The 13,870-nt window shown below is 65.8% G+C and carries 13 protein-coding genes and 1 pseudogene; 5 read left to right on the top strand and 9 right to left on the bottom strand.

Annotated elements, in window-relative coordinates; all coding sequences use genetic code 11:
- Positions 1-27: 27 nt before the first annotated feature.
- On the bottom strand, positions 28-363 hold the full coding sequence (locus ACMGG8_RS11920) for a DUF2025 family protein (protein WP_016968120.1): 336 nt from the start codon (positions 361-363) through the stop codon (positions 28-30).
- Between the two features lie 245 nt (positions 364-608).
- Here ACMGG8_RS11920 and ACMGG8_RS11915 point away from each other — a divergent pair, with 245 nt between their 5' ends.
- On the top strand, positions 609-1,736 hold the full coding sequence (locus ACMGG8_RS11915; protein ID WP_108545371.1) for a glycerophosphodiester phosphodiesterase: 1,128 nt from the start codon (positions 609-611) through the stop codon (positions 1,734-1,736).
- A complete protein-coding gene (locus ACMGG8_RS11910; protein ID WP_108545370.1) occupies positions 1,737-2,417 on the top strand; it encodes a helix-turn-helix domain-containing protein in 681 nt (226 codons plus the stop codon).
- On the opposite strand, the gene ACMGG8_RS11905 is transcribed toward ACMGG8_RS11910, so the two are convergent.
- The gene (locus ACMGG8_RS11905) at positions 2,395-3,306 is read right to left on the bottom strand and encodes a sterol desaturase family protein (RefSeq protein ID WP_060840618.1); all 912 of its coding nucleotides are present in this window, start codon (positions 3,304-3,306) and stop codon (positions 2,395-2,397) included. The two genes, ACMGG8_RS11910 and ACMGG8_RS11905, sit on opposite strands and share 23 nt — an antisense overlap.
- Before the next feature lie 158 nt (positions 3,307-3,464).
- Here ACMGG8_RS11905 and ACMGG8_RS11900 point away from each other — a divergent pair, with 158 nt between their 5' ends.
- On the top strand, positions 3,465-3,782 hold the full coding sequence (locus ACMGG8_RS11900) for a PepSY domain-containing protein (protein WP_060840619.1): 318 nt from the start codon (positions 3,465-3,467) through the stop codon (positions 3,780-3,782).
- 70 nt (positions 3,783-3,852) lie between these two features.
- Here the strand turns inward: ACMGG8_RS11900 and ACMGG8_RS11895 are convergent, their stop codons facing one another.
- The 3 genes and pseudogenes from ACMGG8_RS11895 to ACMGG8_RS11885 all read right to left on the bottom strand — a co-directional run.
- Positions 3,853-4,296, bottom strand: a complete 444-nt coding sequence (locus ACMGG8_RS11895; protein ID WP_414159618.1) for a hypothetical protein — start codon at positions 4,294-4,296, stop codon at positions 3,853-3,855.
- 109 nt (positions 4,297-4,405) lie between these two features.
- Positions 4,406-5,110, bottom strand: coding sequence for a methyl-accepting chemotaxis protein (locus tag ACMGG8_RS11890; RefSeq protein ID WP_375136264.1), 705 nt, complete (start codon positions 5,108-5,110; stop codon positions 4,406-4,408).
- A gap of 228 nt (positions 5,111-5,338) precedes the next feature.
- Positions 5,339-5,449: pseudogene (locus ACMGG8_RS11885) on the bottom strand (hypothetical protein); the annotation flags it as partial.
- 856 nt (positions 5,450-6,305) lie between these two features.
- On the opposite strand from ACMGG8_RS11885, the gene ACMGG8_RS11880 reads away from it, so the two are divergent.
- The gene (locus tag ACMGG8_RS11880) at positions 6,306-7,328 is read left to right on the top strand and encodes a transporter (RefSeq protein WP_060842002.1); all 1,023 of its coding nucleotides are present in this window, start codon (positions 6,306-6,308) and stop codon (positions 7,326-7,328) included.
- Between the two features lie 252 nt (positions 7,329-7,580).
- Positions 7,581-9,191, top strand: coding sequence for an inorganic phosphate transporter (locus tag ACMGG8_RS11875; RefSeq protein WP_060840622.1), 1,611 nt, complete (start codon positions 7,581-7,583; stop codon positions 9,189-9,191).
- Positions 9,192-9,218: 27 nt separating this feature from the next.
- On the opposite strand, the gene ACMGG8_RS11870 is transcribed toward ACMGG8_RS11875, so the two are convergent.
- The 4 genes from ACMGG8_RS11870 to ACMGG8_RS11855 all read right to left on the bottom strand — a co-directional run bounded on the left by ACMGG8_RS11870 (position 9,219) and on the right by ACMGG8_RS11855 (position 13,866).
- Complete coding sequence (locus ACMGG8_RS11870) at positions 9,219-10,541, bottom strand: purine-cytosine permease family protein (RefSeq protein ID WP_414159617.1); 1,323 nt, start codon at positions 10,539-10,541, stop codon at positions 9,219-9,221.
- A 111-nt stretch (positions 10,542-10,652) separates the two neighbouring features.
- Complete coding sequence (locus ACMGG8_RS11865; protein WP_414159616.1) at positions 10,653-11,627, bottom strand: biotin-dependent carboxyltransferase family protein; 975 nt, start codon at positions 11,625-11,627, stop codon at positions 10,653-10,655.
- Positions 11,624-12,496, bottom strand: a complete 873-nt coding sequence (locus ACMGG8_RS11860; protein WP_414159615.1) for a 5-oxoprolinase subunit B family protein — start codon at positions 12,494-12,496, stop codon at positions 11,624-11,626. Before ACMGG8_RS11860 ends, ACMGG8_RS11865 begins: the two co-directional genes overlap by 4 nt.
- A complete protein-coding gene (locus ACMGG8_RS11855; protein WP_414159614.1) occupies positions 12,493-13,866 on the bottom strand; it encodes an acetyl-CoA carboxylase biotin carboxylase subunit in 1,374 nt (457 codons plus the stop codon). The genes ACMGG8_RS11860 and ACMGG8_RS11855 overlap by 4 nt, the downstream gene beginning before the upstream one ends.
- Positions 13,867-13,870 lie beyond the last annotated feature (4 nt).

The raw sequence follows: 13,870 nt of genomic DNA, 5'->3' as shown, positions 1-13,870 counted from the left end.
CCACAGCGGTTCAGGCCGGCCACCGGATCAATCCTGAGCCGTCGGCAGCAGGCTGCGCACGGCCTGGATTTCCGGCAGATCGCTACGGCGCATATAGACCCGTAGCGGTTCGCTGATGTTGATCCGATCGTCGATGTTCTGGTCCAGCAACAACTGGATCTGCTCGCGCTTGAGGCTCATGGCCTGATCGGACACCGGCGCCCAGACAAATTCGCTGGCCGGCACTATGGCGTCGTCGGCCACATCCATGCCGAAGGAGTCTTCGCTGAAACGCACGATGTAACGGCCGGTCTTGCGATTGAAACCGACAAAACCCTTGAGCTGGTCGGCGGCCTGGCAGATGAGTTCAGAGGTGATGCTCATGGTAAACCTCACGGTAAGTCCCACAGGACTGGGTGATCGATGGTCTACACGCGAGGCAAGGAAAGGGCTGTTTTCAGGCTTCCCTCTGCTGGGGAAACTGCGCGCCCAAGAGTACTGCAAAGCGCCGGAAAAAACCCTGAATGATGCGCATGAGAAGGATTTATGTCGCCCTTGAGATAGCACAAGCGTCATTGTGTTGCTAAAAGATAGGTCCTTGCCCCCGCCTCCACGAAAGGATTTCGAGCATGCCAGCGACCTTCACCCCTTGCGCCCTGATGTTGAGCCTGATGCTCGGTTGCGGCCTGGCCCAGGCCGCTGAACAGCCGGATCCGAATGCCCTGGCGGCGCGCCTGGGCATCCCCCAGCCAGCCGTGATCGCCCACCGTGGCGCCTCGTTCGATGCCCCAGAGTCCACTGCGGCGGCCTACCGGCTGGCCCGGGATCTGGGGGCGGACTATCTGGAACTGGACCTGCAGCGCAGCAAGGACGGCGTGCTCTTCGCCCTGCATGACAACAACCTGCTACGCACCACCGACGTGGCGCAGAAATTCCCCGAGCGCAAGGACAGCCCGCCCAACGCCTTCACCATGGCCGAGCTCAAGCACCTCGACGCCGGCAGCTGGTTCAACCAGGCGCATCCGGATCGCGCCCGGCCGGGCTTTGCCGGCCTGAAGATCCTGACCCTGGACGAGATTATCGACATCGCCCAAGGCAGCACGCAGCACAAGCCCGGGCTGTACATCGAAACCAAGGAGCCGCAGCTGTTCCCCGGCATCGAGCACGAGCTCAAGGAAAAGCTCCAGGATCGCGGCTGGCTCAGCCCGGCGGGCTCAAAACTGGCCAAGAGCGAGCTGGCCGTGGGCCAGGGCAAAGGCAAGGTGGTGCTGCAGACTTTCGACAGACACAGCCTGGATCTGCTGCACAAGGAAATGCCCCAGGTGCCCAAGGTGCTGCTGTTGTGGATCGGGCCCGGCAGCATCGAACCGGCGTCCAGCGTCACCTTCGCCAACAGCGGCGAAACCGACAAGGCGGCCTTCTACGCCAAGCAGCAACCCAAGGACCCCGGCGAATTCAAACGCTGGATCGACTACGCCAAGGCCCAGGGCGCCATCGGCACCGGTCCCTCCACGGCACTGACGGCGGGCGGCGAGCAAAGCTACGCGGATCTGGTGCAACCCTGGATGAATCAGTACACCCACGATCAGGGCCTGCTGGTACACGCCTACACCCTCGACGAGCCGGTGGACTTCCAGAAGGTCATGGACGCCGGGGTCGACGGTATCTTCACCAACCGCAGCGCCGAGTTGCTCAAGTACTTCAAGCGTCCGGCCAACGCCAGCGTGGCCCAACTGCTGGAGGCCGGCGGTTACTGAATGTCTGTCTCGCACTGGAGCGGCGAGCTCTGGCTGGGGCATGACTTCGGCCTGATACAGGGAGCCATGGGGCGCACCGCGCCCCATGCCCACTACGCCCATCAACTGATCATCGCCCCCGAGCAACCGGTGACGCTGGAGCTCGACGGCACGCGCCACAGCGGACACTTCCTGATGATCCAGGCGCTGCAGCGGCATGCCATTCTCCAGGCGCCCGACAACGCCTTCACGGTCTATGCCGAGCCGTTGTCGATCGCCGCCGAGGACCTGCTGGCCTGCGTTCACAACCTGCGCCCCTCGTTGCCCACACTGGAGGCGGCGCTGCGCGCCTGCCCGCGCCTGCCCCTGGCCGACCGGCGTGTGGCGCGGGCCCTGCAGGCCCTGGATGCAGGGCTCGCAGGCAAGGTGGTGGCGGCGCAACTGGCGGCCAGGGCCCACCTGTCCCTGAGCCAGCTGGAGCGCCTGTTCGCCCGCGACGTGGGCTTGCCGGTGCGGCGCCTGGTGCTGTGGCGGCGTCTGCGCCTGGCCATGGCCCTGTTGCTCGACGGCCAGCCCGTGGCCCAGGCGGCCCACAGCGCCGGCTTTGCCGACAGCGCGCACTTCTCCCGCACCCTGAAAGCGCTGTTCGGGGTCACCGCCGGCCAGGCCCTGAAAACCCTCAGGCCTCGCCTGCTGGATTGACCGGCCGGCGCAGCGCCGCAGGCACCTTGGGCTCGGCGGCATAGCGCTGGACCCTGAACGGCTCCAGCAACTGCGGCCAATACGCCAGCGGGTAGTCGGGGCGGCTGCCGATGCCCAGGTCGCCCTGGCGCATCGCGTAGTCGTCCCGATAGAACCCGGTGCCCAACAGCCAGTCCCAGAGGTTGAAGAACAGCCCGAAGTTCACATCGCCGGCGCGGCCATACTTCATGTGGTGAAAGCGATGCACCGGAGCCCAGGCAAACACCCGCCGCAGCGGCCCCATGCGCATATCGACGTTGGAATGCTGCAACAGCAAGGCAACGCCAATGGCCAGGGCCAGCAGTTGCGCCACCGGCAACGGGATGCCCAGCAGCACCAGCGGCAGCAACCCCGCCGAGGCCTCCAGCATCTGGTGCAGGGGGTGCTTGAGCAGCCCGTTGAAACCGTACAGGCGCTGCACACTGTGGTGCACCGCGTGCAGGCGCCACAGCCAGGCCCAGCGATGGCTGGCGTAATGGGCCAGGCTGATCCCGCCGTCGGCGATCACTATCGCCAGCAGCAACTGCCCCCAGAGCGGCCAGTCCCGGGGCCACAGGCCATCGCCACCGAGCACGGCCACCAGCCCCGGCAAGGCCAGCAGCCCCAGCGCATTCAGGCTTTCATTGACCAGCGCGTGCAAGGCATCGCGCAGCCGGTCGCCCTGGGAGCGGTTCCAGGCCGGCTCGTAAGGCAGCGCCCACTCCGCCAGGAACGACACCAGCAGCGCCGCGGCAAACAGCACCAGCAAACCCAGGGCACAAGCCTGCCCGCCACTCATCCAATACACCCCACCGGCGATGAATCCGCCAAGAAACAAGGGACCGTACAACCACGCCAGCATGCGTTTCATTCTTGGTGTCTCCTTAAAAAGCGAGAGCCCAGCTTGCCGGGGTCACACGGCCCGCGGCTTGAACAAACGACGCAAACACGGCGCTGAATTAAGGGTGAATTAAGTTGCACTGGCTAACCTGTGCCCATCGAAAGCCATCAAGCCAAGGAATCAACACCATGACCCGTTTCTCTGCACTGTTCGCCGCTGCCGCCCTGACCCTGACCGCCGGCCTGGCCCAGGCCGATGTCCGTCCGGACCTGATCCCGGGCCTGCTCAAGTCCGGCGCCATCATGGACCTGGAACAACTCAACCAGGCCGCCCTGGCCCAGCACCCCGGCACCACCGCCGCCAGCATCACCGACACCGAGCTGGAGCAGACCGCCACCGGCGCCTACGTCTACCAGGTGGAACTGCGTGACAGCAAAGGCATCGAGTGGGACGTGGACCTGGACGCCAAGACCGGCAAGGTCCTGAGCAACAAGCAGGATCGCTAACCCGCCACACGGCACAAGGCCGCGCTCCCGAAAAGGGGCGCGGCCTTGTGCCGTGTAGCGGACGAACAGTTCAGGCGCTGGTGCTGACCAGCGAGCCCGAGGAACCGCTCTCCGACTCCTGCAACGCCTGGAGCAAGGCCGCCGTCGCGGTTTGCAGGGACGCGCTGGTAGTGGCCACCTGAGCCTGGGCCGCCGCCACCGCTGCCGCCTTGGCGTCGGCACTTTCCTGGCTGGTCTGCGCCGCTTGCAGCTGCTGTTGCTGCTCCTGCAACTGCTTTTGCAACTGTGCGATCTGCTTGCGCAGCTCCTTCACCGTATCGCTGCTGGAGTCTTCGCTGCCGGAGCTGTCCCCGGCCGCCGCGGCGCCGCCCGCAGCCGGTGCCTTGCCGGCTGCGCCGACGTCGGTGGCGTTGCCGGTGCTGGTGGCGCTGCTGTCGCCGGCACTGGCGTCAATCCGCGTCTTGCTCGGGGTGACCGGGGTCTGGCTGATGGCAATCGACGTGATGCTGACCATGGCGTGGGTCCTGATTGGGGAAAGATACCCGGTCATCGACAGCGCCCCCTGCCACTTGAGAGTGATCCTGTATCGGCCTGGTAAGCAGGCCGATACAGGATGATCGGCGTCAGGCACTCAGACGCGACGTGACCTCGTTCAACTGGCCCGACAGACCATGCAGGTCACGGCTCGCCGCCTCGGTGCGCTGGACATTGTCGAGATTGGTACTGGCAATCGACGTGATCTCGGTCAGGTTGCGGGAAATGTCCTCGGCCACCGAGGTCTGCTCTTCGGCGGCGGTGGCGATCTGCCGGTTCATGTCGCGGATCGCCTCCACGGCCTGGGTGATGCGTTCGAGCATGGCACCGGCTTCGGTCACTTGCTGCACGCTCTGCTCGCTGCGGGACTGGCCGCTCTCGATGGCCAGGGCCGCGTCCACCGCGCCGGTCTGCACGCTCTGGATGATCTGGTTGATCTCGATGATCGACGCCGCGGTGCGTTGCGCCAGGCTGCGCACCTCGTCGGCAACCACGGCGAATCCGCGCCCGGCCTCACCGGCCCGGGCCGCTTCGATGGCGGCATTGAGCGCCAGCAGGTTGGTCTGCTCGGCAATCCCCTGGATCACTTCCAGTACCTTGCCGATACGCCCGCTGTCGGCTTCCAGGCGACGGATCACGGTCGCGGTGTTGGCGATCTCGCCACGCATCTGGGTGATGCTGTGGATGGTGCTCTGCATCACCTGCTCGCCCTGCTGCGCCGACTGGTCGGCATCGTCCGCGGCACGCGCGGCGTCGGCGGCGTGGCGTGCCACTTCCTGGGCGGTGGCGGACATTTCGTTCATCGCCGTGGCCACCTGATCGGTGCGGCTGAACTGTTCGTTGGTGCCCTGGGACATCAGCGTGGCGATGGCATTGAGCTCGCCGCTGGAGCTGTCCAGGTCCGAGGCGCTGCGCTGCAGGCTGCTGAAGGTCTGGGCCAGGAAGTCGCGCAGGGTGTTGGCGGCGGCCGCCAGCTTGCCCAGTTCGTCCTGACGCTCGCTGGCCACCCGCTGGGCCAACTGGCCACGGCTGAGCTGGGCGACGTAGTCGATCAACTGGCGGATCGGCTCCACCAGGCTACGGTTGACCAGCCACAGGCTGAGCAGGCCGATCAGCAGGCCGGACACCAGCATCACCAGGATCCCCATCCACACCGTGCGGTCGGCCGCCGTGCTGATCTCGCGGGATTGCTGTTCGCCGTTCTTGCGCAGTTCGGTCACCAGCTCGCTCATCTGCTCGCTGGTAGCCCGGTCCACGCCTTTCACTGCGGCGTCACCGGCGCTCGGGTCGGCACCGCCAGCCACGTAAGCATCGCGGCCCTTCTGATAGGCCGAACCCAACTGCCGGTGCTCATCCGCCAGACGCTGCACCCGACTCTTGAGAGAAGCCTCCATCCCGGGTGTCCGGGCCAACTGGCCGAGGATGTTCTGCACATCGCGCTGGCGGTCTTCGAACTGCTGCCAGTACTTGTTCAGTTCCTGGGGCTGCTTGCCCCGCAGCAGCACGTTCTTCCACTCCTGCACCTGGCTCTTGAACTGCAGGTTGGCCTCGTCGATCAGCTGTGAACTGCGCAGCGGGCCGTCGATCAGCTCGCGGTAGCTCTGCACGCCACCGGACAACAAGTGAAAACACGCCAGGGCGATCAACAGCATCGCCAGCAGACTACCGCTCAGCAGGGCAAGAATTTGCGCTCTCAGGGATTTTTGCAAAAACATCGAGAAGATCTCATGGCAGGGATAGAGCAGGCCCACTCAAGGGCTTGCGTAGGTCCGAACTTCCCTGTCAGGCACATTCGAACCGGGTCGAATGCGTGTTGCATGTGAGCGTGATCGGCATCCGCGCGGCATTCTTGAACGTCGCCGACCACCGGTAGAGCGCCGCGGATTGTGCACGTACAAACGTCACAAAACTGTCAAAGAGCCTTGCCATGATGTGGCCCAAGTGAACCTGAAAAACCCGCGCCAGGCACTGTCCCTCCTGCGAGCCCCCATGAACCACAGCCTCGACCAGATTCACCGCGATTCCGATCTGTTTGGCCTGCTCTACGGTTTCAGCTTTCGCCCCGGCGAACGCGGTCATGAACTGGATTCCGCCAAGGCCCTGCAAGCCCTGCAACACCCCCAGGACAGTGATGAATTCCTCTGGCTGCACCTGAACCTGGCCCACGCGGCCTGCGAGCGCTGGATGAAGGCCCACCTGCAACTGCCCGAGGAGTTCTTCGAAGCCTTGCACGAAGGTTCGCGCTCGACCCGCATCGAACACGTGGACTCGGCCCTGCTGGCGGTGGTCAACGACGTGGTGTTCAACTTCAGCAGCATGGTGTCCTCGGACATCTCCACCCTGTGGGTCTGCGTGCGCAGCAACCTGATCATCAGCGCCCGCCTGCAGCCCCTGCATTCGGTGGACAAGCTGCGCTCCTCGGTCAAGGCCGGCGAACGCTTTCGCTCGCCCCTGGAGTTGCTGGTGCACCTGCTGCGCGACCAGGGCGAGGTGCTGACCCAGATCGTGCGCAAGACCAGCCTCAGCGTCGACCAGATCGAGGACCAGCTCCTGGCCGCCCGGGTCTCCAGCAACCGTGCCGAACTGGGGGCCATGCGCCGGGTGCTGGTGCGCCTGCAACGCCTGCTGGCCCTGGAACCGGGTTCCCTGCTGCGCCTGCTCAACCGCCCGCCGCAATGGCTGCAGAAGGACGACGTCAAGGAGCTGCGCAAATCCACCGAAGAGTTCGCCCTGATCATCAACGACCTCACGGCCCTGGGCGAACGGATCAAACTGCTGCAGGAAGAGATTGCCGCCAACCTCAACGAACAGACCAACCGCACCCTGTTCACCCTGACCGTGGTCACGGTGCTGGCGCTGCCGATCAACATCATTGCCGGCTTCTTCGGCATGAACGTCGGCGGCATTCCGTTTTCCGGCGACCCGGAGGGCTTCTGGATCCTGGTGGCGCTGGTGGCCACCTTCACCCTGATCGCCGGGCGCTGGGCCTTCCGCAAGCGCCAGGACTACTGACCCCGCCTTGTAGGAGCCGGCTTGCCGGCGCAGGCGTCCGCCAAGGCAGGTGCTTGGCTTGACGGCCTCTTCGCCGGCAAGCCGGCTCCTACGGGATGAGCGGGATGGCGGGATGAGCACGGATGTCGGCGCGGGCGGGATCGGATCAACGGAACGGCTCAATTGCGCAAACACTGATCTGAGGCAGTCTCCCTGTAACATTTGGCAACGATCATGGGCGACACTCCTTTCCAGCAACAGGATTGTCCGGCAATGGCCACCCCGTCACTGACTGCCGCGTCTCCCAGCCCCGACATCAAACCGCAACTGGATAAAAAACCCGGTGCCTTCACCCTGGTGATCTTCTTCGCCGTGCTGGCCATGGGCTTGCTGTTCACCGCCTACAGCCTGGTGCACGACATGCACGAGCTGGGCACCACGGTCACCACCTGGACCCCGTTCCTGCTGCTGGGCGTGGCACTGCTGATCGCCCTGGGCTTCGAGTTCGTCAACGGTTTCCACGACACCGCCAACGCCGTGGCCACGGTGATCTACACCCACTCCCTGCCGCCGCAGTTCGCGGTGGTCTGGTCCGGCCTGTTCAACTTCCTCGGGGTGCTGCTGTCCAGCGGCGCGGTGGCCTTCGGCATCATCGCCCTGCTGCCGGTGGAGCTGATCCTGCAAGTGGGCTCCTCCGCCGGCTTCGCCATGATCTTCGCCCTGCTGATCGCCGCCATCCTGTGGAACCTCGGCACCTGGTGGCTGGGGCTGCCGGCCTCTTCGTCCCACACCCTGATCGGCTCGATCATCGGCGTCGGCGTGGCCAACGCACTGATGCACGGCCGCGACGGCACCAGCGGCGTGGACTGGAGCCAGGCCACCAAGGTCGGCTACGCGCTGTTGTTCTCGCCACTGATCGGCTTCGTGTTCGCCGCCCTGCTGCTGTTGGCCCTGCGCCTGTTCGTCAAGAACCGCGCCCTGTACAAGGCGCCCAAGGGCGACGCGCCGCCACCCTGGTGGATTCGCGGCCTGCTGATCCTGACCTGCACCGGGGTGTCCTTCGCCCACGGCTCCAACGACGGCCAGAAAGGCATGGGCCTGATCATGCTGATCCTGGTGGGCACCCTGCCCATGGCCTACGCACTGAACCGCACCATGCCCGCCGACCAGTCGCTGCAGTTCGCCGCGGTGGCCGAAGTCACCCAGCAAGCCCTGATCAAGAGCGCCCCGCAACCGGCACCGGCCGATCCTCGCGCGGTGCTCTCGGAGTACATGCGCAGCAAGCAAGCGACACCGGAACTGATCCCCGCCCTGGCCGCCCTGACCGGTGCCATCGGCAGTGAAGTGAAGGGCTACGGCTCCCTGGCCAAGGTACCCGCCGAAGCCATGGGCAACGTGCGCAACGACATGTACCTGACCAGCGAAGCGATCCGCCTGATGGACAAGCACCAGGTCGGCCACTTCGATCAGGACACCCGGGACAAGCTGCAGCTGTTCAAGCAGCAGATCGACAACGCCACCCGCTTCATTCCGCTGTGGGTGAAGATCGCCGTGGCCATCGCCCTCGGCCTGGGCACCATGGTCGGCTGGAAGCGCATCGTCGTGACCGTCGGCGAGAAGATCGGCAAGACCCACCTGACCTACGCCCAGGGCGCTTCGGCGGAAACCGTGGCGATGCTGACCATCGGCGCGGCGGACCTGTTCGGCCTGCCGGTGTCGACCACCCACGTGCTGTCCTCGGGGGTGGCCGGGACCATGGTGGCCAATGGCGGTGGGTTGCAGATGCGCACCATCCGCAACCTGGCCATGGCCTGGGTCCTGACCCTGCCGGCGGCGATCCTGCTCTCCGGCAGCCTGTACTGGCTGTTCACCCAACTGTTCTGAGCAGCCAGCGCCTGCGCCGTCGCCCGCTCAGCCGGCGGCGGGCAGGCCACGCTGCAAGCGAGCGGCGAGCCCGGCCTGCAAGGCAAACGCCAGGACCCCGGTCAGTGGCGCGGAAAAACTCGCCAGGCCGCCCCCCGCCCACATCAGCATCAGGCCCAGGGCCGTGCCGCCGAACCAGGCCGTCAGCCCCACCGGGTTGAAGGCCGCCACGCGATCGAGCGCCGCGCCGTCGGTACGCCCCAGCAGGATCTGCGCCAGGGCCACGCCCACCCAGGCCACCACGAAGATCCCCTGATAGGCCAGGGCCTTGAGCAGGTAGGCGAACACGTCCGCCAGCATCAGGCCATAGACGATGATGCCCACGGCCACCGCCCACATCAGGTAGGAACCGCGCAAGCCGAAGCGGGCGAAGAACGCCTGCATGTTCAAGGTCGCCAGGTAGTAGTTGGCGGTGTTGATCCGGGTTTGCGTGGCCCAGACGAACAACAGCCCCCACAGCCCCATCAATTGCAGGATCGCCATCACCACCGAAACTTCGTTGAGTGCACCGTCATGGGGAATGCTGCTCACCAGATAGATCCCTGCCGCACCGTTGAGCAAGAACGTCACCGCGTAGAACGGCATGCCGAAGTTCCAGCGACCGTGGTAGCCGGCATCTGCGGGCTTGCCGAAGCGCGCGTAGTCGAAGGTGAACAGCATCAGGATCCACACCCCCATGTAGGCCACGAAGCAATCCCACCAGCCGCTGCCACTCGGGCTCGCCGGGCCGAAATCCAGCCATTGCGGCTGGTAGCCATAACGGCTGATGGACAGGCCCACGGCGAACAGCAAGCCCCCCAGGTACACCGGCAACAGCACGCCGTTGAGCTTGTCCAGCCAGTGCTGCACGCTGCCCAGGATCAGCGGCACGCTGTACAGCACCACCACCAGCGCCGCCAGCGGGTACAGCAGTTGCGGGTACAGGTGGTTGAGCGCCACGGCGATCACCGAGCCCTCGAACACCGCGTAGTAGATGGCCGTGGAGAAAAAGATCAGGGTCGCCAGGCAAGCCCCGGTGCTGCCGAACAGCAACCGCGAGAACAGCGCCACCGAGAGCCCGCTGCGCATGGCGAAACGGCTGAGCACGCTGTTGATCAGGCCATAGCTGAGCACCGACAGGAGCATGCCGATCAAGGCATTGCGGGTGCCGTAGGACAAGGCCAGGGAGGCGCCGACGACGATGTAGAACATCGCGCTGCACACCGCCCACCAGGCCATGGTCAGGGACAGCCGGCCCATGCGTGCATCGCTGGGTAGGGCCACGTTGGCCGGGGTCTGCCCGGTTTGATTCGCTTGCGATAAAGCTGCCATATGCGTGTACTCCAGAACCGATCAAGGGTTGAAGCGCGGGCAGCCGTCACCGCACCGAAGTGCGGCGTTGGCGTACCGTTTGGCATGGCCCGCGCGATGCGGCGGGCAGAATCAGGAAGGAAACAGTTTGCTCAGACAGCCGAGCTTTTTCTTGTAGGAGCGCCGGGCCTCCAGCGCTTCTTCGAGGGTCACCGCGACAAAGCGGGCCTTCTGGTTGGGCTGCATCTGGCCGATCAGGTCAAGGTCGGCGCTGATCACCGTGCCGATCATGGCGTAGCCGCCACCGGACACCGCGTCCCGGTGCAGGACAATGGGCTCCAGCCCCGCCGGCACCTGGATCGAGCCGATCGGGTAGCAGCTGTCGACGATGTTCGAAGGATCGGAACCGGCGCCGAACGGCTGCTCCCGGGGCTGGAAGCTCAAGGCGCTGCCGCCCTTGAATCGGTAGCCGATGCGGTCCGCTTCCGAGCCCACGGTCCAGGGTTCGGCGAAGAAGCTGGCCTTGGCCGCGTCGCTCAAGCGTTCGTAGTACAGGCCCGGCACCACCCGCAGGGTGATCTCGCCGCCCAGGGACTGGCGCAGCGCCATGGGCAAGCTGGCACCGGCTCGCCCCTTGCCGCTGGCAACGCCCACCGGCAGCTCATCCCCGGCCGCCAGACGCCGACCCTGGAAGCCACCCAGGGCGCCCAGGGCGTAGGTCGAGCGGCTGCCCAACACCAGCGGCACATCGATGCCACCGGCCACCGCCAGATAGGCTCGGGCCCCGGCCTTGGGAAAGTCGAAGCGCAGCACTTGCCCGGCCTTGACCGCAAAGGCGGTGTCCAGGTGCATGTCCACGCCATCGAGCTTGGGGGTCATGTGGGCGCCGCAAACCGCCACCAGGGCGTCGGCGCCGAACGCAAGCTCCGGCCCGAGCAGCGTGCACTCCAGCCCCGCCGCGCCTGCCGGGTTGCCCACCAACTGGTTGGCCGCACTCAGGGCGTACTGGTCCAGGGCCCCGGACGGCGGAATCCCCAGGTGATAGAAACCTTCGCGACCCAAGTCCTGCACCGATGTGGCCAGGCCCGGTTTGATGACCTTGATCATGCCAGCACCTCCTGCAGCGATTTGGGATAGCCGACCGGATCGGCGAGAAAGGCATCCAGGGAAAACTCCACCTCGCGGATGCGCAGGTCGAAGCGCCCGGCCTCGACCTCGGCCACCGCCCGGTCATAGACCTCGCGGTCGATGGGCTTGAACTGCACGATGTCCCCCGGACGGAAGAACACCATGTGCGCCTTGAGGTAGGCCAGTTGCTGCTGCGGGTCGTAGATCGGTGCCGGAGTGACGCCGAACATCTGGTAGCCACCGGCGCCACGCACCGAGTAGATGCAGCCGAAACAGCCACCATGACCCAGGGTCAGCTTGGGCGTATCGGTGCGCGGCCGCAGGTACTTGGGCACCTGCAACTGCCGCTGGCGCTCGACCATCTGGAACATGAACGGCAACCCGGCGACGAAGCCCACCATGGAGACGAACCAGGGCGCGCCGCTGTGGGCGGCAATGAAGGCCTCGACGTCCGCCAGGCCGTTGATCCGCGCCGCGTACTCAAGATCGGTGGCGCTGGGGTCCTGGTGCCGGTCGCGAAAGCGCATCAGGGTTTCATGGGTCCAGGGGTCGTTGTACAGCACCGGGATCTCGATGATCCGCGTGTGCAGGCTGCGCTCGGCCACCGCTCCGGCCTCGGCCTGCTGCACTGCTTCCAGCAGGGCTTGCGGGGCGATGCGGTCCGGGTCGAAACGGATCTGGAACGAGGCATTGGCCAGGCACACATCCAGCACCCCGTCCAATTCCAGGCGCTCCACGGCGCGGGTCACCGCCATGCCCTTGAAGAAGGCTTCCAGGGACATGCTGTCGCTGACTTCGGCGAACAGGTGCTCGTCAGCACCAAAGCTGTAGCGGATCGGCTGGCTCATGCGACACCTCCGGCGCGGCGCGTGGCCAGCCAGGTTTCCAGGGTTCCGGTGTGAAAGTCGGCCTGCTGCAACCAGGGTTCGGCCAGCAGTTCACGGTGCAGCGACAAGGTACTGGCCATGCCGCTCAGGGTGGTCTGCTCCACGGCCAGACGCGCCCGGGCCAGGGCCTGGTCGCGATCGGCTCCGTGGACGATCAGCTTGGCCAGCAGCGAGTCGTAGTACGGCGGCACAGCATAGCCCGGGTACAGGTGGCTATCGACCCGCACTCCCGGCCCCTGCGGCCAGACCAGTTGCTCGACCCGACCCGGGCTGGGGAAGAAATCCCGCGCCGGGTCTTCGGCGTTCAGGCGCATCTGCAAGGCCGCGCCATTGAGCTGGATATCGCTCTGGCGCAACCCCAGGGGCTCGCCCCCGGCAATGCGCAACATGGCCTGGACCAGGTCGATGCCGGTGATCAGCTCGCTGATCGGGTGCTCGACCTGGATCCGCGTGTTCATTTCGATAAAGAAAAACTCGCCGGTGCTGTCGTCATACAGGTATTCCAGGGTGCCAGCGCCCTGATAGCCCAAGGCTTGGGTCAGGCGCACAGCGCTGCTGCACAACTGCTCACGCTGCGCGGCGCTGAGTACAGGCGACGGCGCTTCCTCGAAGATCTTCTGCCGCCGCCGTTGTAGGGAGCACTCGCGCTCGAACAGGTGCACCGCGTGCTGGCCATCGCCCAGAACCTGGACCTCGATATGCCGCGCGCGGCCGATGAAACGCTCCAGGTACACCGCGCCATTGCCGAACGCGGTCTGGGCTTCGCGTTGCGCCCGCGGGAACTCCTCGGCCAGTTGTGCAGCGTTCTGGGCCAGGCGGATCCCGCGCCCGCCACCACCGGCACTGGCCTTGATCAACAGCGGGAAGCCCACGCTGTCAGCGGCCTTGAGCGCGGCCTCCAGGTCAAAGAGCTCGTCCGGTGAACCGGGTACCACCGGCACCCCGGCCGCCTGGGCGGTGCGCCGGGCTTCGGCCTTGTCCCCCATGCGGCGGATGGTTTCGGCACTGGGCCCGACGAAAATCGCCCCGGCCTCGACCACTGCCTCGGCGAAACCGGCGCTCTCGGAAAGAAAGCCATAGCCCGGGTGCACCGCGTTGGCACCGCTGGCCTGCAAGGCCGCGAGCAGGGCCTGGATATTCAGGTAGCTCTTGTCGGCCCGGGCCGGGCCGATGATCTGCACTTCATCGGCCAGGCGCGCGGCCATGGAGTCGGCATCCGCCTCGCTGCACGCGGCAACCGTGGGAATGCCCAGGGCCTTGGCCGCGCCAATGATGCGCACGGCGATCTCGCCACGGTTGGCCACCAGCAATTTCTTGATTGCTTGAGTCATGCCC

The sequence above is a fragment of the Pseudomonas sp. BNK-45 genome (genome assembly GCF_047456255.1).
Lineage (GTDB): Bacteria > Pseudomonadota > Gammaproteobacteria > Pseudomonadales > Pseudomonadaceae > Aquipseudomonas.
This window is presented reverse-complemented; position numbering and strand designations above follow the sequence as displayed.